Source organism: Pseudocoprococcus catus, assembly GCF_019734885.1.
GTDB lineage: Bacteria > Bacillota > Clostridia > Lachnospirales > Lachnospiraceae > Coprococcus_A > Coprococcus_A catus.
In genome coordinates, this window is sequence record NZ_JAAXCM010000046.1 from 75,387 (window position 1) to 97,633 (window position 22,247).

20 protein-coding genes, 2 tRNA genes and 1 pseudogene are annotated in these 22,247 nt (G+C 43.6%); 5 read left to right on the plus strand and 18 right to left on the minus strand.

Annotation, left to right across the window (positions count from 1 at the left end; all coding sequences use genetic code 11):
* Positions 1 to 2: 2 nt before the first annotated feature.
* The 7 genes from HED67_RS12810 to HED67_RS12840 form a co-directional block, all read right to left on the minus strand.
* Complete coding sequence (locus tag HED67_RS12810; protein ID WP_221718540.1) at positions 3 to 1,130, minus strand: 5-(carboxyamino)imidazole ribonucleotide synthase; 1,128 nt, start codon at positions 1,128 to 1,130, stop codon at positions 3 to 5.
* 228 nt (positions 1,131 to 1,358) lie between these two features.
* Positions 1,359 to 3,461, minus strand: coding sequence for an aminopeptidase (locus HED67_RS12815; protein ID WP_334300939.1), 2,103 nt, complete (start codon positions 3,459 to 3,461; stop codon positions 1,359 to 1,361).
* A gap of 68 nt (positions 3,462 to 3,529) precedes the next feature.
* Positions 3,530 to 3,862 (minus strand): DUF6142 family protein, encoded by a 333-nt coding sequence (locus HED67_RS12820; protein WP_178441051.1) that lies wholly within the window; start codon positions 3,860 to 3,862, stop codon positions 3,530 to 3,532.
* A complete protein-coding gene (locus tag HED67_RS12825; RefSeq protein ID WP_260702737.1) occupies positions 3,852 to 4,316 on the minus strand; it encodes a VanZ family protein in 465 nt (154 codons plus the stop codon). The genes HED67_RS12820 and HED67_RS12825 overlap by 11 nt, the downstream gene beginning before the upstream one ends.
* Positions 4,317 to 4,440: 124 nt before the next feature.
* On the minus strand, positions 4,441 to 4,596 hold the full coding sequence (locus HED67_RS12830; protein WP_178440981.1) for a hypothetical protein: 156 nt from the start codon (positions 4,594 to 4,596) through the stop codon (positions 4,441 to 4,443).
* 77 nt (positions 4,597 to 4,673) lie between these two features.
* On the minus strand, positions 4,674 to 5,360 hold the full coding sequence (gene pyrE / locus HED67_RS12835; protein ID WP_221718542.1) for an orotate phosphoribosyltransferase: 687 nt from the start codon (positions 5,358 to 5,360) through the stop codon (positions 4,674 to 4,676).
* 88 nt (positions 5,361 to 5,448) lie between these two features.
* On the minus strand, positions 5,449 to 6,657 hold the full coding sequence (locus HED67_RS12840) for a MalY/PatB family protein (protein ID WP_117540278.1): 1,209 nt from the start codon (positions 6,655 to 6,657) through the stop codon (positions 5,449 to 5,451).
* 233 nt (positions 6,658 to 6,890) lie between these two features.
* Between HED67_RS12840 and HED67_RS12845 the strand changes: the two genes are divergently transcribed.
* Together HED67_RS12845 and HED67_RS12850 are read left to right on the plus strand one after the other, a co-directional pair.
* Positions 6,891 to 7,832 (plus strand): calcium/sodium antiporter, encoded by a 942-nt coding sequence (locus HED67_RS12845; protein ID WP_221718543.1) that lies wholly within the window; start codon positions 6,891 to 6,893, stop codon positions 7,830 to 7,832.
* A gap of 193 nt (positions 7,833 to 8,025) precedes the next feature.
* Positions 8,026 to 9,432 (plus strand): alanine/glycine:cation symporter family protein, encoded by a 1,407-nt coding sequence (locus HED67_RS12850; RefSeq protein WP_221718544.1) that lies wholly within the window; start codon positions 8,026 to 8,028, stop codon positions 9,430 to 9,432.
* 74 nt (positions 9,433 to 9,506) lie between these two features.
* Here HED67_RS12850 and HED67_RS12855 read toward each other — a convergent pair whose 3' ends face one another.
* The 11 genes and pseudogenes from HED67_RS12855 to pyrF form a co-directional block, all read right to left on the minus strand.
* Entirely contained in the window at positions 9,507 to 11,267 is a 1,761-nt protein-coding gene (locus HED67_RS12855) for an amino acid ABC transporter ATP-binding/permease protein (RefSeq protein ID WP_221718545.1), read from the minus strand.
* Complete coding sequence (locus HED67_RS12860; protein ID WP_221718546.1) at positions 11,267 to 13,006, minus strand: ABC transporter ATP-binding protein/permease; 1,740 nt, start codon at positions 13,004 to 13,006, stop codon at positions 11,267 to 11,269. Before HED67_RS12860 ends, HED67_RS12855 begins: the two co-directional genes overlap by 1 nt.
* A 10-nt stretch (positions 13,007 to 13,016) precedes the next feature.
* Positions 13,017 to 13,355, minus strand: a complete 339-nt coding sequence (locus HED67_RS12865; protein ID WP_221718547.1) for a nitrous oxide-stimulated promoter family protein — start codon at positions 13,353 to 13,355, stop codon at positions 13,017 to 13,019.
* A gap of 1 nt (position 13,356) precedes the next feature.
* Positions 13,357 to 13,761 carry a YbaN family protein gene (locus HED67_RS12870; protein WP_221718548.1) on the minus strand — a complete coding sequence of 135 codons (405 nt, stop codon included), beginning with the start codon at positions 13,759 to 13,761 and terminating at the stop codon, positions 13,357 to 13,359.
* A gap of 103 nt (positions 13,762 to 13,864) precedes the next feature.
* A pseudogene (locus HED67_RS12875) lies at positions 13,865 to 14,314 on the minus strand (ABC transporter ATP-binding protein); the annotation flags it as partial.
* A 223-nt stretch (positions 14,315 to 14,537) separates the two neighbouring features.
* The gene (locus tag HED67_RS12880; RefSeq protein ID WP_221718549.1) at positions 14,538 to 15,374 is read right to left on the minus strand and encodes a hypothetical protein; all 837 of its coding nucleotides are present in this window, start codon (positions 15,372 to 15,374) and stop codon (positions 14,538 to 14,540) included.
* Between the two features lie 19 nt (positions 15,375 to 15,393).
* Positions 15,394 to 16,212, minus strand: a complete 819-nt coding sequence (locus tag HED67_RS12885; RefSeq protein WP_221718550.1) for a metal-dependent transcriptional regulator — start codon at positions 16,210 to 16,212, stop codon at positions 15,394 to 15,396.
* A 242-nt stretch (positions 16,213 to 16,454) separates the two neighbouring features.
* The gene (locus HED67_RS12890; protein ID WP_221718551.1) at positions 16,455 to 17,117 is read right to left on the minus strand and encodes a class B sortase; all 663 of its coding nucleotides are present in this window, start codon (positions 17,115 to 17,117) and stop codon (positions 16,455 to 16,457) included.
* Between the two features lie 279 nt (positions 17,118 to 17,396).
* Positions 17,397 to 18,302, minus strand: a complete 906-nt coding sequence (locus tag HED67_RS12895; protein WP_117529159.1) for a dihydroorotate dehydrogenase — start codon at positions 18,300 to 18,302, stop codon at positions 17,397 to 17,399.
* On the minus strand, positions 18,302 to 19,066 hold the full coding sequence (locus tag HED67_RS12900) for a dihydroorotate dehydrogenase electron transfer subunit (RefSeq protein ID WP_178440348.1): 765 nt from the start codon (positions 19,064 to 19,066) through the stop codon (positions 18,302 to 18,304). The genes HED67_RS12895 and HED67_RS12900 overlap by 1 nt, the downstream gene beginning before the upstream one ends.
* A gap of 89 nt (positions 19,067 to 19,155) precedes the next feature.
* The gene (gene pyrF / locus HED67_RS12905) at positions 19,156 to 20,076 is read right to left on the minus strand and encodes an orotidine-5'-phosphate decarboxylase (RefSeq protein ID WP_178440347.1); all 921 of its coding nucleotides are present in this window, start codon (positions 20,074 to 20,076) and stop codon (positions 19,156 to 19,158) included.
* Between the two features lie 497 nt (positions 20,077 to 20,573).
* On the opposite strand from pyrF, the gene HED67_RS12910 reads away from it, so the two are divergent.
* From HED67_RS12910 to HED67_RS12920, 3 genes are all read left to right on the plus strand, one after another.
* Entirely contained in the window at positions 20,574 to 21,818 is a 1,245-nt protein-coding gene (locus HED67_RS12910) for an ammonium transporter (RefSeq protein WP_221718552.1), read from the plus strand.
* Positions 21,819 to 22,075: 257 nt separating this feature from the next.
* Positions 22,076 to 22,148: transfer RNA gene (locus HED67_RS12915), tRNA-Gly, on the plus strand.
* A gap of 27 nt (positions 22,149 to 22,175) precedes the next feature.
* A tRNA-Gly gene (locus HED67_RS12920) sits at positions 22,176 to 22,247 on the plus strand.

A 22,247-nucleotide genomic window follows, 5' to 3' on the forward strand; every position in this document is an offset into this window, starting at 1 on the left:
CGTTAAAACTTGATCTTTGAATGCGCATAGCGCGCTTTAAAAAGTGCATCTTCAATCGTCTTATCTGTCACTGTGATATGCCCCATCTTACGGCCGACTCTGCATTCCTCTTTGCCGTAAATATGGATCTTCACTTCAGGATACTTATAAGCTTCTTCCAGTCCATGGACTTCAGCCTTCTTATTCACGTTTCCAATAATATTCTTCATCACTGTCGGACGGATCAGTTCCGTACTGCCAAGGGGCAGTCCAAGAATCGCCCGGATATGATTCTCATACTGTGAAGTCACACAGCCCTCTATTGTGTAATGTCCTGAATTGTGTGGACGCGGCGCCAGCTCATTGACAAGCACATGCTGATCCTTTGTCACAAAAAGTTCGATACAGAGCATACCATAGGCATTAAAAGCATGCACCGCTTTCCTTGCCACATCCATGGCTTCTTCCCGACAGACTTCTGTGATATCCGCCGGTACCGTTGTCTCATCCAGAATGCTGTTCACATGCACATTTTCTGCCACCGGGAATACCGCTACATCGCCGTTAGTGCTGCGGCAGACCAGAATCGATACTTCCTTTAAAAACGGCACATATTCTTCCACCATCAGGGGCAGACTGCCTGCGCCCAGACTCTCATAAGCCTCACGAATATCTTCTCTTGTATGGATCACCGCATTCCCCTTGCCGTCATAACCGCCTGTACAGGTCTTCAAAATCACCGGATAACCGAAATAGTCACAATCCTCCACCAGCTGTTCATAAGAGTCTGCCTTTCGAAAATCAGGAACCGGCAGACCATGTGACATCAGCCACTGCTTCTGATCGTATTTGTTCTGAATATGCAAAAGTGTCTCACTGGAAGGATAAACAGGACATCCCTTTGCCTCCACCTGCTGCAGCGCCTTCACACTGATGTGCTCAAATTCATAGGTCACCACATCCACCTTCGAGGCCAGTTCCTCAATGGCTGCCACATCATCAAAATCTGCTACAATATGTTCATCTGCAATGCTGTGAGCCGGGCAATGCAGGGTTGGATCAAGAATTACAAAATAATCATCCAGCCGCTTAGCATCAAGAATCATCATCTTGCCAAGCTGACCGCCGCCGATAATACCGATCTTATGCATGTCAAACGCTCCTTTTATAATGATATCTTATAAATAAGTGGATACTCTTATTATAAACCATTCTTATAAATTCACTTTTTCCTATCAAAAAGGCAAAATTCATCAGAATCTGACTCTATTGTAACCGTACTGAGCTTTTACGTCAATACTTAAGCGAAAAAAAAGGAAAGGTTCTTTCACCTTTCCCTTTATATTTAAAATGTATCGTCGATACTATATAAGCACAGCTTATATGTTGAGTGGTTCATTCAGCGCTTCTGTACCTTCAAGGCAGAATTTGCCCTCCCGTATAATATCTACCTGCCTGCCGTCTGCAAAACATGCTGTAATGGCACTGATCTCATCGTAAGGGATCGTAATATCCGTATGCACATTAAAATATGCCTGTTCCGGGTCTGTATCCCTCAGGCGTGACTTCTCATTCTCACGGGCAACAATTTCCTTGCCGTCTGTATTATATACCTTATGATTTTCACTATGGCTGTAGCATGTATCGCCAATGGCAAAATGCGGCCCTGTCTTCTCCATAATGAGAATCGGCATCAGCTGTGTAATGTCGAACTTTCTAGCCATGGCATAGGCCGTTGTGTTCGTGCCGATGGCAAATTCTCCCATTGGCAGCGTTTCATGATTCTGAAGGAGATTCTGTCTCAGATACTTCTGATTCTCTTCCCTGTCCTCATAATTGCTGCAGTCGGCTTCAGCAACACAGCCATCTTCAAACCGCAATGAAAGATTTCTGTAATTCAATCCATTCAGATAAACACTGCTTACATGCAGCGTTCCATTTGTCCCTGCCAATACCGGACTTGTAAAAATCTCACCCACAGGAATATTCACATCTGCGCAGCAGTTTTCAAACACCGTTTCCTTCGCCGGATCCTGAAGCTGCCATAAGGCAACTTTCAAATCCGTCCGGTTGCCGTTCATACCGGTAATATGCATATATTCCGCGCCGTCAATGGCATCGATCATCTTCTGCTGAATGCTTCTGAACAGATCATTATCCAGATTGTTGACTTTGATCGTCTCATCCATAATGGCCTCAAACTGATCGCCAATGGACGGCAGTGGCCAGGCAATGATTGAAAAACTGATGGCTGACGCATCAATATACTGATTGACAATCTCTGTCAGCTGTCCTGCCATGCGAACAGCCAGCTTCTGCTGTTTATCCGACAGACGGATGTTCTCCTCTTTAGCCGCCGGTTCAAAGGGAGTCTCACCAAAAACATCCATCCAGGCCGGACCGGCATAATCCTCTGCCAGATCCGCATACTGCTCATAGGCAGACTTCGTCACACCGATGATGCGCTCACATAAAGCTTTGTCAAGATATAACCCCTTATCCATGCGGTGATCGTAATCATACTGCGGATTAGCCGAGCAGGACACAAGACCGAGCTTACCCGCTGTCTTGTTAATACTATGGATGGCATCCCTGCAGACAATCACAGAAAGTCCTAATGCTTCAAATTGCCGGATTGTTGAACGAAGCACTCGCTCAAAACCAATATTGGCTCTTAACTGGACATTCTTCTTGGCTGATAAGTCAATCTTATACAGTTCAAATCCTCTCACGTAGCCATTCACAAATGTAGCTGCCATATCGTCGATCACCGACTGATCCAGGGTGTTCAGATACGCAGCAATCGACTTTTCATTGGCAGAAATATACTCGCCATACTGATACAGATAAGACAGATCTGTCAAATCCGCCTTCATGATGATATCCCTGTAAAAGCTCAGGGCCGGATCCAGCTTCTCCCGGGTTCTCCCCGTCACAGTCTGATCACTGTAATCACTGACATACCAGTAAATGATCTGCAAAATCTCATCTCTTTCGGGTATACGGTTCTCAAAACGGTTATAAATCTCTATAAACAGCTCATTGATCGCTGTCATATCTGCCAGACGCCCCTGGAATGCCAGCGGAATCAGACCTCGGATCTCCGTGACAAGCCAGGCCATCATCGAACCATAGTCTGCTCCCAGCATTGCCGTCGACCATTGTGGATTGGCATAGCTTTCCTCATAACCGGTTTCCCCCTCCCACACCTCAGTCTCAGGAAGAATATCCGCATAAAAGCGACGATTCATCTCTGCCAGCTCTTTTGTTGTCAGCTGTACAAAGCGACCATCCTGACGCATCTCATAAACCTTTTCCACGTATAAAATAAAATCGGCCAGACAATGGAAATAAACATCAAAGGGTGCTTCTGCCGTATTTGCCTCTGCTATTTCACGAATGCGTTCCACAGACAGCTCAAAGCGTTCCTTCACCCACTCCTGTACCTCTTTTCTATTAATTTCTTTCTTCAATACGATCACCTTTCTCATCTATCATGATTCGGATTCAAGTCGAACGTCCAAAATTCCCGCTGAAAATATTGCAGTTCTTACATAATAATTGATAAACAGCCCACAAAAAAAATAAATCCGTGGACAATAACTGCCGCCAGATTCACATAAAAAGCCCCCTGCACCATCGGGCCATAGGCTTCATTATCCTTGCGAAGCTGAACAGACAGCCAGAGGCCAAAAATTGCAGCCAGAAAACTCAGATATCCGATGCCTCCAACTGCTGCCGGAAGATCGCCTTCCTTTATAAAGGACGCAATCGTCAATACAGCCATGCAGATCAATGATACAATCCCAAATGCAGCGGCGTAAATTCCTCGTTTTGTCTGTCTTTTTTCAATTTTGATGAAGCTGTATATATTATGCGCCATCCCACTTACTCCTTATTTTATTCATTATGTAGAACAGAAGATATCCCGCAATACCTCCTGCAGTATTCAAAATTAAATCATCTACATCAAAGGATCCAACCCTTGTCAGCAACTGTGTGATCTCAATTGTAAGACTCAGTAAAAAAGCCGCCAGAAACATCCGGTTCATTCTTCTGAGCTTCGGTCTCAATATGGGCATAAAAAAACCATATGGCATAAAAGCCAGTACATTACCAAATAAGTTTGCGAGAAATGCCCGGATTCCCACAACATCTCTATATATATAAAATCTTCGTATTTCTTTAAACGGAATCAAATTATACCTATAATAAGAAGTAATAACATCTCTTCCATAATCTTCACTGAAAAAACATACATAAATTAAAACAGCGATATACAAAGTAAGCAGTACGAAACTGCCGAATTTGATACACCGCTTTGTTTGTCGGCTCACGCAATCCCTCCTGCCTGACCTGGCGGGTTCTGCCATTTGGCCCCCTGCCTGTATAAATTACACCACGGCTGCTAAATCCGGCAGCCGCGATGCAGATAACAATATTCTATTGAAAATCTATTCTTTACATCAAGTCTGAATGATGCCTCAGAAGTCTTGCTCCGTTAACAATTCCGATAATACCGAGAACCAGCCCGCTGATTACAGATAAAATTCCAAGGACAAGACTGCATGCACCGGTCTGACACATCAGTTTTGACATCTTATCTTCTATTCTCATCCTCGCTGCTCCTTTCTCAAGCTATGTTCGTATCTGTCAGATATGCCTTTCTAATGCCATCCGACTTCCAACACAATCTACTGTTCCTTTGCACCATACTGTTCATAGTATGCATCAATTGCTGCTTTCAGTTTGTCATCAATGACAATCTTCCCATTACACGGTTTATTATACAGGCATTCAACAACCTCTGCCATCGTAACAATGGCATTTGTCTCAAAACCATAGATATCTTTGACTTCATCAAGGGCACACTTGACACCGCCCTTGCCGACTTCCATACGGTCTAAGGAAACCATCAGGCCAACGATGGTGACATCAGCTGCGCCTTTCACCTTCGGGACTGTCTCTTCCATAGACTTGCCGGATGTTGTCACATCCTCGATCATTACAACGCGGTCTCCGTCTTTTAATGGGCTGCCCAGGAAATTTCCCTTATCTGCGCCATGATCTTTCGCTTCCTTACGGTCTGAGCAGTACCGGATCTCCTTGCCGTACAGGTCACTGAAAGCAATAGCTGTTACAACACCAAGCGGAATACCCTTGTAAGCCGGTCCGAACAGTACATCAAAATCGTCACCATACTTTGCATGGATCGCCTTTGCGTAATACTGACCCAGACGCTTTAACTGGGAACCTGTCACATAGGCACCTGCATTCATGAAAAACGGAGACTTTCTGCCGCTCTTCAATGTAAATTCACCAAACTTCAATACATCTGCTTCCACCATAAAGTGGATAAACTCTTCTTTGTACTGTTCCATATCTATAATCTCCTTTTTGTGATTAAAAATTCACTGATCTCTTTCTGACTTTTCTTCTCTGTTATTATACTCAACTTCCAGCGAAAAATCAACCAAAAACATACCTGTCCAGTCGTTCAAAAGCCTCCGTGACACGACACTTCGGCAGCGCCAGATTCATTCTGATATGATGTTCCCCATGGAATGGACGTCCATCCTGCCAGCCGACGCCCACATCCCAGCCGGCCTGAAGCAGTTCATCCATGGATTGGCCATGATCTTCACACCATTGTGTACAATCCAGAAAAAGCATATAAGTTCCCTGAGGCTTTGATACCGTCACGCCCTTGAAATGTGCTGCAATGTAATCACAGGCAAATCGTACATTCTCCGTTAAAACCTGACACAGCTCATCCACCCATTCGTAACCCTCCTGTTTATAGGCACCGATCAGTGCATGCATGGACAAAACATTCATCTCATTGTAATGGGATTTACTGCCCCTTGCCTCCACTCTGTCTCTCAATGCTTCATTATAAATAATATGATAGCTCCCAATCAGACCTGCAAGATTAAATGTTTTGCTTGGTGCATACAGGGCCACTGTGTGTTCCCGGGCATAATCATTTACCTGCTGTGTCGGTATATGCTTTTGTCCATCCAGTAAAATATCTGACCAGATTTCATCTGAGATCACTGTCACAGCATATTGTTCATATACCGCCATCGCCTTTTCCAGCTCCCACTGTTCCCAGACACGGCCCGTCGGATTATGAGGTGAACACATAATCGCAGCATGGATATGGTACTTCCTGATCTTCGCTTCCATATCCTCATAATCCATCCTGTAAATGCCCTCTGCATCCTTCTTCAACTCACTGTGTATCATCTTATAGCCATTGTTCTTCAGACTGGCGGTAAAGCCAATATATGTCGGGCTGTGCAAAAGGACCGCATCCCCTGGCGCCGCCAGGCACTGCAGTGCCGAAAGGATCCCTCCGAGGACACCATTCTCATAGCCAATATGCTCTTTTTTCAGTCCATTTACGCCATTTCGTTTTTGATGCCATTTGATAATTTCATCAAAATAGGTATCTCTAGGTGCAAAATATCCGTAAGCCGGATGTTTTGCACGTTCAATAATGGCCTCCGGAATCGTCGGCACTGTCGGAAAGTTCATATCCGCCACCCACATCGGGATAAAATCAAAACCTCCCTTTGGTTTTGACGGTGACATTCCCGGATACATTCCAAGACCATCTACAGCCATAGCATCTTGTCCTTGTCTGTCAATGATCGATGTAAAATCATATTTCATATTATTCCTATCCTCGTTTTTTCCAGCATTGATTGCAGCTGCTGACTGCCTTTCACCGCTGATTTTATCTTCTTTTCTATTTTCCTATATCTGCACCGAAAAAGCAATTCTTTCTCTGTATTTCGTTGACTTTTTTATTCCATATCGTTATACTTTATCACAGAACTTTTGAAACATCATCTATTCGCCAAAAGTTCTGTTTTATCAAAGATTTTTACGAAAGGTGTCTATTTATGCTAACCTACATTTTATTGATCCTGGGATTTATCCTGCTTATTAAAGGAGCGGACCTGTTTGTAGACGGCAGCTCATCCATTGCCAGACTGCTTCGCATTCCCGCCGCTGTCATCGGCCTGACCATTGTTGCCTTCGGTACAAGTGCCCCGGAATTATCCGTCAGCTGTTCAGCTGCCCTGGCCGGTCAGAATGAAATTGCCATCAGCAACGTTCTTGGTTCCAACATTTTCAACCTCATGGTTGTTACCGGTGCCTGTGCTGCCATCAGTGCCATTCCGGTCAATGAAGGCATTTTGAAACGTGAGTTTCCATTTTCAATTGTTGCCGCAGCACTGCTTCTGATATTCAGCCTGTTCGGATTCGGACGGCTCAATATCGGCCGACTTGAGGGGCTGACGCTTCTTGTGCTTTTTGTTCTCTTTGTTGCCATCCAGGTCAGGGATGCTTTAAAGTCCCGCAGTGAAAATGCTGAAGATCCAATGGAAGAAGTTCTTTCTCCATTGAAAAGCATTGTATTTGTCGTCATCGGATGTATCATGATCATTTACGGCGGCAACTTTGTCGTGGACAGTGCCTCTGAAATTGCTGCCAATTTCGGTCTGTCAGAAACCCTGATCGGACTGACAGTTGTTGCTTTCGGTACTTCCCTGCCGGAACTGGTCACTTCCATTGTTGCATCAAGGAAAGGTGAAAACGATCTTGCCATCGGTAATGTGGTCGGTTCCAATATCTTCAATATTCTGATGATTCTTGGTATTTCAACAAGTATCCATCCTGTCGCACTGCAGCTTTCTGCTGTTTACGACTGTATTATCCTGATGATCTTCAGCATCCTTGTTCTTTTCTTCTGCTGGAGCAAGAAGCAATTGTCCAGAGGCGAAGGCATTTTTATGCTTATCCTCTATGCGATCTATACGGTTTACATTATCATGCGCTGATAAGATAAAAATATAAGAAAAACTCTTGCTGAACGGCAAAAAACATGCTAACATGAATGCAATCAGCGAAGAGGCTGCGGAATATCCGCGGCCTCTTTTTGTTTTTCACAGATATCATGACCAGACTGCCTCTGCCTGTTCATGCCGCCTTGTCTGCTGTCTGTGAAAATAATAAAGAGAGAGGAAGATGTAAATGAACTACGAAAAAATTTTTGATCTTGTAACGAAAGTGGATGACTTCGTCTGGGGTCCCGCTATGCTTGTCCTGCTTGTAGGCACCGGTATTTTTCTGACCATCCGTGTTGGTTTCCTTACATGGAGAAATCTCGGATACGCCATCAAAAGTACACTGAGTAAGGAGGCCCGTACTCAGAAAAGAGGCGATGGCGATGTTTCTCCGTTCTCCGCATTAACAACCGCTCTTGCAGCTACCATCGGTACCGGCAATATCGTGGGTGTTGCAACAGCCATGGTATCCGGCGGTCCCGGCGCCCTTGTCTGGATGTGGATTTCCGCCTGTTTCGGTCTGACATCCAAATTCAGTGAATGTATGCTGGCCATCAAGTATCGTGAACGTAATGAAAAAGGTGAAATGTCCGGCGGCCCTATGTACACAATGAAAAAAGCACTTCCTAAAGGATTCGGAGCAGTTCTTGGCTGGCTATTTGCTTTATTTGCCGTTCTGGCTTCCTTTGGTATCGGCAATATGACCCAGGCCAACTCTATTTCTTCAGCTTTAAACGAAACCATTGGTTTCTCCAAAGTTGCCATCGGTATTGTCCTGACTGTTCTGTCCCTTACAGTTATTGTCGGAGGTATTAAATCCATCTCAAAGGTTTCCTCTGTTGTTGTTCCTCTGATGGCCGTTTTCTATATTATCGCCGGTATTATTGTTATCATCGGCAACATTCAGAACGTCCCAGCCGGTCTTGTCATGATCTTCAAATATGCCTTTACCCCTCAGGCTGTTACAGGCGGCGTCCTTGGTAATATTGTGGCCTCCATGATGGCTGCCATGCAGTATGGCATCGCCCGTGGATGTTTTTCCAATGAAGCCGGTATGGGTTCTGCTGCCATCACTGCCGCTGCTGCCACAACAGACCACCCTGTTCGTCAGGCTTATATCAATATGACAGGTACATTCTGGGATACAATCGTTGTCTGCTCTATCACCGGTCTTTGTATTGCAAGCTCCGGCATGCTGGGTCAGATCGATCCGGCCACAGGCAGTCTCTATACCGGTTCTGCCTTGACCATCGCCGCATTCAAAACCGTTCTCGGTCCCCTCGGTGGATGGCTTGTCACCATCGGCATTGCACTTTTTGCCTTTTCCACGATTCTTGGATGGGAATATCATGGTGAAAAAGCTTTTGAGTATCTGTTGAACACACACAAACTGAATATCATTTACCGTCTGGTTTTCTCATGTGTTGTTTTCTTCGGTGCTACCATGCAGTTGGATCTTGTATGGAAACTTTCCGATATCGCCAACGCCCTGATGGCCATTCCAAATCTGATCTGTATGCTTCTGCTGAGCGGTGAAATTGCCCGGGATATCCGTGAATTCCAGAAAATTCTGGATAAAGAACGCAGACGATAAGATTTAAATCTATTGCCATACCAAAAGCAGCAGGTCAGCAGATCTTTTTCATCCGCTTTCCTGCTGCTTTCATTTTATGAAATTCTGCCGTTCTCCATTTCATATACCACATCTGCCACGTTCATTGTGGATACTCTGTGGGATACCAGGACAACTGTTTTCTTCTTGGCCGATTCTTTCAATGATTTTAAGATAATTCCCTCATTTAAAGAATCGAGGTTCGATGTAGGCTCATCGAGTAGAATGAGGGGGCATTCATGGAGAAATGCTCTTGCAATTCCGATTCTCTGTTTCTCACCGCCGGACAGCGTATCACCCAGTTCTCCGACTTCTGTATCATATCCTTTCGGAAGTGTCATAATGAAATCGTGGATAGACGCCTTCTTTGCAGCTTCCATAATCTCTTCTCTGGATGCTCCCGGCTTTGCGATGGCGATATTGTTTGCAATGGAATCATGGAACAGGTGTGTTTCCTGTGTCACGTAACTTTCCATATCTCTCAGATGTTTGGTCGGAATCTTGCGGACATCTGTACCGTCTACCGATACGCTTCCATCCTGCACATCCCAGAACCGCATCAACAGTTTTAAGAGTGTAGATTTTCCGGAACCACTCGCACCATGAATACCTGTGATTTTACCCGGCTGTAATTTCAGTGAATAGTTCTCTAAAATAGTCTCTTCACCGTATGCAAAAGTAACATTTTCAGCCTCTGCTCCTGCAAATGCATAATCTGCGCTCTCTTCAGAACCCGCACCCCGATCAGCAGAAGTTTCCACGTCACCCGGAATTTCTTCCACAAGCGGTGTCTCTTCCAGAAGAGAAAGAACACGCTCACCACTTGCCAGTGTCTGGTTCAGGTTGTTGGAAAGGCTTGATAATGCTACGACCGGTCCGAAAGAACCCATCATTGCAATGGTGCAGGTTAAGATTCCCTCGAATCCCATCGCTCCTTTGTCATACAACCAGATGGTCAGTGCCAGCATTCCAAAAGATGCAAGCAGGATAACCATGTTCGTAAATGAACGCTGTGAGCCTTCCATTTTGCTTAATGACTCCTGCATTCCTGCAAGGTTTTTGGAACGCTCAGACATCTGCTCTTTTCTCTTTTCACCCTGTCCGTACTGAATGGTCTCGTCCAATCCTCGTAAAGAGTCCAGAACAAAGCTGTTCAGTTCTCCGAAGTTTGTCCGAAATTCCATTCCCTTCTGGCTGCCACGTTTTCCATTCCACATCGGAATGGCAACACCGACAATCAGATAAGCGGCCAGTGCAAACAGGCCTGCCAGCCAGTGATATCTTCCGATAAAAATCACCATAATAATTGAGGTCAGTGTTGCAATCGCAATCGGAGAAATGGTATGTGCATAGAACACTTCCAGTAATTCGATATCGGTTGTAATAATAGAAATCAGGTTTCCCTTATCCCGCCCTTCCAGTTTTGCAGGGCAGAGCTTTCTCAATGCCGCAAACACTTTATGACGGATGATTGCCAACAGCTTAAATGCGATAAAATGATTACAATACTGTTCCATATAATGCAGGATTCCACGAAGCACTGCAATGACGATCATGACTGTGATAATCGTTTTTACCGGAGTCAATACCAGCCACATATTGTCCACCGAAACAATCATTCCGGCTACTCCTGTCAGAAGACCATGCACGACGACCTGTCCTGCCAGTATTGTCAGGAAGATCGCACACAAATACCCCAATGTTCCAAGGATAATTGCTGCCAGCATGATATGGAGCAGGGGTTTTACCAGACCAATCAGACTTCCCATGATCCGGATGGCACTTCTGCGTTTTGTTGTATTCGTATTTTCACTCATTATGCCATTCCTCCTTTTCCATAGTTTTCCAGTGCCATCTGGCTTTCATACAGATGTCTGTACGCACCATTCCGGCTCATCAGTTCGTCATGCTTTCCGCTTTCTTTAATTTCTCCGTCTTTTAAGAAATAAATCTTGTCAGACTTCACGACATTTGCCAGTCTGTGGGAGATCAGAAGCACCGTCTTTGTCTTTGCCAGTTCGTGAATCACATTCATGATCAATTCTTCACTTTCCACATCAATATTGGATGCGGCTTCATCGAAAATATAAACTGCACTGTCTGTCCGAAGCAATGCTCTGGCAATCACCAGTCTCTGACACTGACCGCCAGACAGGTTGCTTGCTTTTTCCAGCAACTGTGTCTGCAAGCCATCCTGTGTTTGTAAGAACCCTAAGAGTTTCACTTTCTGAAGGACAGCTTCCATCTCTTCTTTCGTTGCGTCCGGTTTTGCCATCTTCAGATTTTCTTCTACTGTACCTTTGAACAGGTAGCTGTTATGGCGAACCAGAACAACCCTCTGCATCAGATTTGTTTCATTTACTTCATTAAGCGGTACACCACCGATGGTGATTTCTCCGTTATATCCCCGGTTCTTTGCTGCAAGGATTCCGGCAATCGTACTCTTACCACATCCGGATTCACCAACCAGTGATACAAAACTTCCTGCCGGAAGATTTAAGTTGATTCCTTTTAAAATCTCTCTGTCCTCTTCATAAGAAAAATGCACATCTTTTAATGTAACATCTAACGCGACCTCCGGCAGTATTTTTTCTCCAGCCTGTGGTTCCGGTAAATCTAAAATCTTGAAAATCTTATCACTCGCTGCCATACCATTCATTGCGATATGGAAGAATGAACCAAGCAGTCTGAGCGGCAGGAAAAACTCGCTGGCAAGCAGAACGATACCTAACGTTCCTGCTACACTGATATTTCCCTTTAAGAATTCAGATACCGCAACTGCCATACCGATCGCAGCTCCGCCATACGCCACAATATCCATCACACTGGTTGAATTGAGCTGCATGGTCAGCACCTTCATCGTAATTCTGCGGAAGTTCTGAGATTCCACATCCATCTCGTCTGCTTTCTGCTGGTCTGCCTGATAAATCTTCAGTGTAGTAAGTCCCTGTAAATTTTCAAGGAACGAATCTCCCAGTCCTGTATAGATACTCCAATAATTATTTAATAATCTCTTCGCTACTTTCTGTACCACTACAATTGAAATCGGAATCAGCGGTACGCAGATCAGCAGGATGACGCTCGCTTTCAGGCTCACTCTGCAAAGAATGATAAATAAGGTCAGCGGTGCAATCAGGCTGTAAAACAACTGCGGAAGATATTTTCCAAAGTATGTTTCCAACTGCTCTACACCTTCAGTTGATACCTGTACAACTTCCGAAGAGGATACCTGTTCACTGTAGGAAGCTCCCAGTTTCAACATTTTCTCATAAATCTTTTCTCGCAGAATCCGCTTTACATCCACACATGCCAGATAGGAAGACCTTGCTCCCATCCGTTCACATACGAACCGGATCACCACAACCAGGACTAAAATCAGTATCGTCCGTTCAATGATCGGTACGGTTACTGCCCGGTACACGACCCGTTCCAGTAAATCTGCGATAGAAAAGACTGCCAATACCTGCGACAGGAGGGCTGCCCACTGCCACAAAATCGTATACACGATATACTTTTTTGCGTGGGACAACAGCCCCACCAGTCTTGTTTTAATCATAAGTAACTCCTTACTTTTTCTTCTCTTTGTTGCTACACACCAGATGCCAGATAGCAAGCACCGGATGATACAACAGCATCCTTGGTCCTGAAAACCGCATAACCTGCCTGATCTGTTCTCTCATCTCCGGCTTATAACAATGTACCTTACAATTCGCACAAAACGTCTTTTCTTCCATAAATGGACACTTTTGACTTCTTTGTTTTGCATAATCCGAAAGTCTTTGACAGTCAGGACACATCTGCCCTTCCTGTCTTTTTTCTTTCGGATGATTTTTCCGGCAGTACAGCCGGATCATTTCTTCTACGACATATTGTTCTTTCTGCCGTTTCTTTTCTACTTTGTCCATCTTACTCTACACTTTCTGCCATTTCAGCTTCAGGCTTTTCTGTCTTAACTCTTAAGAAGAAGTATAACAGGTGGCATACCCACACAACTGCGATACAGATTCTTCCGATTGGTACATTCTTCATGCAGATAAAGCCGATTGCAATGACTACCGTTACCATTCCGATAATCTTGCATTTTGTTCCCATTGTCATGGCTCTTTTCTGAACAAAACTGTCCAGATGTTTCTTATAAAGATTCGTTCCTACGAACCAGTCGTGCAGTTTCTTAGAACTCTTTGCAAAGCAAAACAGTGTTGCCATATAAAACGGAACGGTTGGCAAGATAGGAAGTACAATTCCTATCGTACCAAGTCCAAGGCAGATAAAACCAAGGACTATCCAAACTAACTTTAAAGGATTTCTCATCTTCTTTCCTTTCCGGTAACTAAACCCCAAATTGGTATCAATCACCCTAAATTTCTTCTAAAATGTCTAAAATTTATTTTATAGTGTCTGGTACAGTTCCTTCCTACACCGCCAGTACAAACTTCTGTCCATCAACCCTTGTCACACCAAGTTCAATGCCATACAGCTCTCTGATGCTCTCTTCCGTAATAACTTCTTCCGGATCACCTTCCACCAGCACTTTTCCATCTTTCATTCCGATGACATTATCTGAATATGCGATTGCCTGATTGATGTCATGCAGTACCATGATGATGGTAATTCCAAATTCCTGATTGAGTTTTTTAACCAGTTGCAAAATCTCAATCTGATACCGGATATCCAGATATGTGGTCGGCTCATCAAGGAACAGAGTCTTTGTTCCCTGACAAAGAGCCATTGTAATCCATACACGCTGACGCTGTCCACCGGAAAGTCTTGACACTTCCCTGTCACGATATTCTGTCAGATTGGTTACTTCCAATGCCCACTGGATCATACGCTCATCTTCGGCACTGTCTCCCTGCATCATTTTTTATCATAATTTGCCATCCAATGTCAATACCATTTTCGCATAACTTTGTTGCCTGAATTGCAACAAATACATCATTATTTTCTTTGATTTTGTTGTTATTCAGGCAACAATAGACGTAAAAATGCCGTTATTGATAGTATTTTATCAGTAACGGCACTTTATTGAAATTATTTATTATTTTGTTACATGTTATGTGCAAATGATAATTTTTCTCATTTCTCATTTATACCCAGAAATATAATAATGCAGTGCTTTCCGGCATGTGAACCGGTCCTGCACTACAGGTTACGGTAACTGGTACAATTCCCACTGTGCCGATTCCCGTCCATCGGTGGATTCTGCACGCTTCCATCGGGATTTTCACGATGTTATCTTCTATATCTGCTTCTTCAAGGACTTCATTATGCTCATACTTCAATGTTTTCAGTTTTCCAGCCATCATTTCACCACTCACTCTGGAGTGTGCTTCCATCTCTTTCAGCTTTAATTCCAGATAGCTTTCTCCATTCTCCTGAACGATTTCGGCTATTTCTTCAAATCCCCTCATCGCCATAGAGTCTCTTCCCTGCCCCTGCTTTTTATTCATCCGGTAAAGCCGGAACACTATCGGATGCCTTTCACATTTCTGCAGATTGTGCTGTATCTCCTGATCCAGTTCATTCTCTTTTTTCTTGTATACTGATTTTTTTTCTGCATAGGCGTTGATCATCAGTTCCAGCATGTGGATGTCGATATTCTCCACCATAACATCCAGTGATTCATCGATTTCTTCCGGCTTTGCACCGATTTCTTCCAGATATTTTTCAAGGTTCTCATACAGGTTGGAATATCGTTCCAGCCATTCCTCTCCCGCAGGGGTAAATTCCAGTGATTCTGTCAGAATTCCTCTTTCTATGCAGTTCTTAAAATAACGGTTCACCGTTGATCGGTTCACGCCATAATATTCTGCGATACTTCCCTGAGCTCCACGTTTCTTTTCTACTTTTGACAGACCTTGTAAATATTGTAGTTGCAGCATTGTAGGTCTGTTCTGTCTCTTTAGATGTTCACCTTTTTCCATTTTCTTTGTCCTCTCTTCGTCACCATACATGAATATTCAATTCCCGATAATCGATTGGCAATGGCTTCTGTTCAAAACGGGTAATCGCAATAATTGCCACTGCTTCTGTGACCGGAATTCCTGTATTCGCAGTATAGGTAAAGATGTCTGTCGGTAACTGATAAACACCTTTTTCTTCTTTCGCCTGTATCCACCCATCATCTCTTCTGTACCATACATAGCCGATAGATTCATCTTTTTTTCTCTTGAGCAGGAAGCAGTTCTGAGACTTTTTCACTCTCAATATGACCGAGTGTTCCAGTTTCCCGTACTCTGGTGCAAGGAATCTTGGATTGCGTCGTTCCGGTTCATACAGCCCAAATGCCATCGGGAAATCGCCGTCCTCATAAAAGGTATACAAGTCCATATCGTCATAAACCCTATCGTATACGTCACCGTACTGCAGAAAGTTTTCAATTCCTTTTAACCCTTCCGGACTGATATAATGTTCCACTCTACAGGCATCTTCCTGAGCCCTCTGCTGATCCATTCCACTTACCATCTGGAAGAACTGTGTCAGTTTCTCATGGCGTGCAAGGCACTCCATACCTTCCAGTTTTCCCTTATCGGTCAGTTCCAGATGTCCGTTTCCCGGCTCACACAAAAATCCTTTTTTTACCAGACTCCGCACCAGACCTGCCGCTTCATATCCGGTTATGTTCACTTCTCTGGCATACTCTTTCGATGTGATCTGTCTGCCCTGTCTCCATGTCCGGTAGACATATTCCAGAAGATCTTCTTCTAATTCGCCTCTGGCTTTTGTCACATCAATATTTCTGTTTTCAATCTTCTTTACCATTTTACCTTTCCCACCTGTCTTTTGCCACTTTCTTTGTTTCCATTACTTTTCCCTCTGTTTTGTTTACCGATTACGCTTTAGTTAGTTAATTCAAACCATGTATTTTTAATTATATTGTCCTTTTTTCAAATTTGTCAATGCATTTTCCCTACAACATTATAATTCCATATAAAAATATATAAAAATATCCAAAAATATGTTTTTATTTCTTTTTTTCACATACTTTTGGATATTCTCATCGCTTAATTCCCTGTTTCCTTTAATTTTGACTCATCCGTAGTCTGTGCGTCAATGCAGACTGCATGGATGGCAAGCCGCTTGCTGTATCCGTTCCCTGTACAGGTAGAAAGTGTCAGTATCTTATTACTGGTCTGCGGCTTTACTCCTGTATCAACATCGGAATCTTTTATCATCTGATCGATAAATTTCTGATACTCTTCGCCCGGCTGGTATCCTACTTTATACACATCACCGCCATTGACCGCATCTTCATAGGAGAAGATTCGATAACGGTAGGCGGTTATCTCAGAATATACAGAGAAATATTGATTCTTTTTCCAGAATCCTTCTTCCTTATATTTTTTCAGGCTCCCGAACATGCTTCCGTCATTCATATTGTGACCGTAGATAATGTTGTAATAATCCGAAAAATCAGATTTGTTAAGACCTTCCAAAAAAATACACCCTGCGATGTGGCTGTTGCCATGCAGGTCGGTTCTCAGATATTTCTGATTGTCACCAGAATACAGAATTGGATAATTGATACCAAGTTCGTCCTGATTATCAAACCGTATCCATCCGATGACATCTGGATTTTCGGCTTTCATTTTGTCAAACTCTACTTTTACGTCTGTTGCCCACCAGTCTTTTTTCTTCTGTTGTATAACCCCTGCCAATCTTTGCATACTTATTCAATCCCCCAATAAAAAGTTTACAAAAAACAGTCATCACACCGAAAACATTTGACGGCAAGCCCCATTAACATAAAAAATTCCCGATTTTTATTTATGCTTAATCGGATGATAACTTTCTGAAAACGTTGGGCAATGAGCCCCATACACGTAAAAAATTCCCGAGGTCTTAATTCAACCCAGCTGATGATATCTTTCTGGAAACATTGGGCGATGAGCCCGTTTCCAGAAAGATATCATCAGCTAGGTAATTAAACCTCGGGAATTAACCTTTTATTTTACGAGACCGATGAGTTCGTTGATGTCTTCCACGCCATGTCTTCTCATGTACGCTTCAATGCCATCAATAACTTCTACAGTTGTATATGGATTTGTAAAGTTCGCCGTACCGATTGACACAGCTGTTGCACCAGCCAGAATAAATTCCATGGCATCTTCAGCTGTACAGATACCGCCCATACCGATAATCGGGATCTTGACTGCATTTGCTACCTGATACACCATACGGACTGCAACCGGCTTAACAGCAGGACCGGAAAGACCGCCTGTCTTGTTGGCAATGGCAAATGTCTGTCTCTCGATGTCAATCTTCATACCGGTCAATGTATTGATCAGAGACAGGCAGTCTGCACCGCCGGCCTCAGCAGCCTTCGCCATCACTGTGATATCTGTGACATTCGGGCTCAGTTTCATGATAATCGGCTGTTTGGCCTTGGCCTTGACAGCCTTTGTAATGGCTTCCACTGCCTTTGGATCCTGCCCAAAAGCAATACCGCCTTCCTTGACATTCGGACAGGAAATATTGATCTCCAGCATATCCACTCTCGGTTCATCTGCAAGGCGCTCAACCACATCCAGATATTCTTCTGTCGAATGGCCGCACACATTGACAATGACCTTTGTATCATATTTCTCCAAAAACGGCAAATCTCTCTTTGAAAAAAGATCAATGCCCGGATTCTGAAGTCCGATGGCATTGAGCATGCCGCTGGCTGTCTCCGCAATACGCGGAGCCGGATTTCCCGGCCACGGTACACTGGCTACACCCTTTGTCACAACCGCACCCAGACGGTTCAGATCAACAAATTCACTGTATTCTGCACCGGAACCAAATGTACCTGAAGCAACCATCACAGGATTCTTCAGCTCAACTCCGGCAAGATTTACCTTTGTATTCATTACAGTTCCACCTCCTGTGCATTAAAGACAGGACCATCCTTACAGATACGCTTATTATGTACGTTTGTATGGTGATCCACATCTTTTGACTTACAGACACATGCAAGGCATGCACCGATACCGCAGGCCATCTTCTCTTCGAGAGAAATCCATGCCTCAATACCATTATCAGCCGCATACTGCTTCAGCGCACGCAGCATCGGCGTTGGTCCGCAGCTGTAAATAACCTGACCTTCGACACCTTCTGCACGGATGGCATCCAGTACATTCCCCTTTGTTCCACAGCTGCCGTCTTCTGTGGCAATAACCACTTTGCCGTATTGCTCAAATTCCTTGTTCAAAAACAGTTCATCTCTATAACCGAGAACGATGGTCTTCTCACAATCCAGTTCTTTGGCAAGCTCCAGCATCGGAGGAACACCGATACCGCCGGCCACAAGAATTGCCTTGTTTTTCTTCAATGTATAACCATTGCCAAGGGGTCCCATAATTTCTAATGTATCTCCGACTCTGCATCCTGAAAATTCCTTCGTACCGTAACCAACGACACGATAAACGATTCTCAGTCTGCCATTCTCCTTATCAATTTCACAAATACTGATCGGTCTTGGAAGCAGTTTGCTGTCATCATTCGAATAAACAGAGATAAACTGTCCCGGCTTAGCTTCTGAAGCCATATTGCCGACTTCCAGCCACATACTGAACACATCAGATGCAAGCTGTTCCTGCGAAAATACAGTTGCTTTGATTTTACTTACGCTCATGCTTTTGTCCTTTAATATAATCACTGTTGAATTGCTTTATCTGGTTTCATCATTCTATATCATCTGCAGCAGATGCCTGCCAAACCGTTTTACAGTACAGATGCAATATCTTTCTGCATATCGATAACTGCTGCTCTGGAAGCGTCTGCAAAATGCTCTGCACCAAACTTCGCATACTTCTCCTGCTTGTAGGCAGCAATAATACCTCTTGATGAATTCACGATCGCACCAAGGCCGTTCTCATCAAAGTTCGGCAGAAGATCCTTCGCTGTAGCCCCCTGTGCACCATAACCAGGTACAAGAATATAAGCCTTCGGCATCAGCTTACGAGTAATTCTTGCCTGTTCCGGGTAAGTCGCTCCTACAACAGCTCCTACATAGCTGTATCCGCATTCACCTACATAATCACTGCCCCATTCATTGACTTTCTCAGCAACATATTCAAACAGAGGACGACCATCAATCAGTCTATCCTGAAATTCACCGCTTGATGGATTCGATGTCTTAACGAGGATAAAGGCACCTTTCTTCTCTTTCTTTGCAGTATTGATAAAAGGATTGATACTGTCTGATCCCATGTAAGGATTCAGGGTAACAAAATCTTCATTAAAACCATATAATGAACGGCTTCCTACTTTTACAGGACCCAGATGGCCTCTTGCATAGGCTTCTGAAGTAGAACCGATATCGCCTCTCTTAATATCACCAATAATAACTAAATCCTTCTGACGGCAATACTCTACTGTTCTGTGGAACGCCTCCAGACCCGGAAGTCCAAACTGCTCATACATGGCAATCTGGGGTTTTACAGCCGGGATCAGATCATAAACAGCATCTACAATTGCTTTGTTGAACTGCCAGATAGCTTCTGCAGCGCCTTCCAATGTCTCGCCATATTCATCAAATGCTTTCTTCTGAATATGATCCGGTACAAATGCCAGATTCGGATCCAGTCCGACAACGATCGGTGCATTTAATTTCTTAATTTTTCCCACCAGTTTATCAATCATGTACTCTATATCCTCCTTAAACACAATTTTCCTTAAATATCCCTTTCATTTTAGCATATTCGCCATAGAGCCGCAAGTCCATCACTATGATAAATCCCAGTCCCCATAATAAATCTCAGTGTTTTCCATTTTCTTACATTTATTTACATTTAATTGTAAAATCGCACTATATTTTCCAACTTTGTAAATTTACTGATTATACACCTGTTTTTTCAAAATTTCACGTATTTTTTTCTGAAATTTTCAATTTTGTAAACTTTTTATTAAATCTACGCTCGCCTATTGCGCTTTTTTGTGGATTAATTTCCTCCTTCATGGGTTGACATCTCCAATTCATCTCAGTATAATGTTAGGCATAAAGTTTCCCACAGCATTGTGGTAAATCAATCAAATAAAGTTCTGTTACAGATTATATCGAAGGAGATATAGATGGAAAGACCGGTTATTCCATCTGTATCTCTTTTTTGTTTCAGGAACTTGAACAGGAGGAATAAGTTATGGAATCTAATGCAATCTTAGAAGCAGTTAACAGTATTATTTTTGGAAGCCACGGTGTCTGGTTTCTGATCGGCGCAGCTCTGGTTTATTTCATGCAGGCTGGTTTCGCAATGTGTGAAGCTGGTTTCACAAGAGCCAAAAACGTCGGCAATATCATTATGAAAAATTTAATGGACTTCTGTCTCGGAACAGTTGCTTTCATCTTTGTCGGTTACAATATTCTTTGTGGTGACGCTTCCAAGTTCTGGGGCGGTTTTACAATGAATCCTTTTGATTTCGGTAGCATGGACTGCTATGGATTCGTATTTAACCTTGTTTTCTGTGCAACTTGTGCAACAATCGTTTCCGGTGCCATGGCTGAACGTACTAAATTCCTTACTTATTGTATTTACAGTTTTGTCATCAGTCTGATTATCTATCCAATCGAAGCCCACTGGGTATGGGGCGGCACAGCATGGTTAACCGATCTCGGATTCACTGATTTTGCCGGATCCGCTGTTATTCATATGGTTGGTGGTGTCACCGGTTTCATCGGCGCCTGCTTCCTTGGACCTCGTATCGGTAAATATGACAAAAACGGTCATGCAAGACCAATCCTCGGACATAATATCAGTATTGCTGCTCTTGGTGTTTTCATTCTCTGGTTTGGCTGGTATGGTTTCAACGGTGCCGCAGCTTCAGACGGACAGCATCTTGGACAGATTTTCTCCACAACAACTCTTGCTCCTGCATGTGCAACAGTTGTCGCAATGATTTATACATGGTTGCGCTTTGGTAAACCTGATGTTTCACTTTCACTGAATGGCTCTCTTGCCGGTCTTGTAGCTATTACAGCAGGTTGTGACAATGTTGATAACGTTGGTGCTATGATCATTGGTGCTGTAGCCGGTCTTCTCCTCTGCATCTTCGTTCCATTTATTGATAATGTTCTGAAAGTTGATGACCCGGTTGGTGCATGCTCCGTTCATGGTATATGCGGCTGCTTCGGTACACTGGCCGTTGGTCTCTTCGACTACACAGATGGCCTCTTCTATGGCGGCGGTGTTCATCACCTGCTGATCCAGTTATTGGGTGTTGTCTGCATCGCAGGCTGGGCAATTGTATGTGATTTGATTCTCTTCACAATTTTGAAGAAAACAGTTGGTGTCCGTGTATCTGAAAGAGAAGAACTCGAAGGTCTGGACGCAACAGAACATGGTCTTGAAACAGGCTATGCCGGTTTCTTAATGGACAAAGATAACTAAATTCGCTCACTCATTATTTTAATAGAATTCCTTCCATAATAAAATAGAGCTGATTGCTTATGATGCATCATTGTAAGTGATCAGCTCTGTTTTTTAACATCGATGATCTGTCTGTTTCATTTCAACCGCTCTTAAAGCTCCTATTGTATTAATAGCATATACAATTTGAATTTTTTTTGACTTTTTATCTTTTTCCTGTTGACAAATTCTCTTTCATATAGTATAGTATCCATGTGCTTGTGAATAGCACTTTTTATGCGCGAGTGGCTCAGTTGGTGGAGCACGACCTTGCCAAGGTCGGGGTCGCGGGTTCGAGTCCCGTCTCGCGCTCTTCACAAGAGTGAATATCATCTTTATGCGCGAGTGGCTCAGTTGGTGGAGCACGACCTTGCCAAGGTCGGGGTCGCGGGTTCGAGTCCCGTCTCGCGC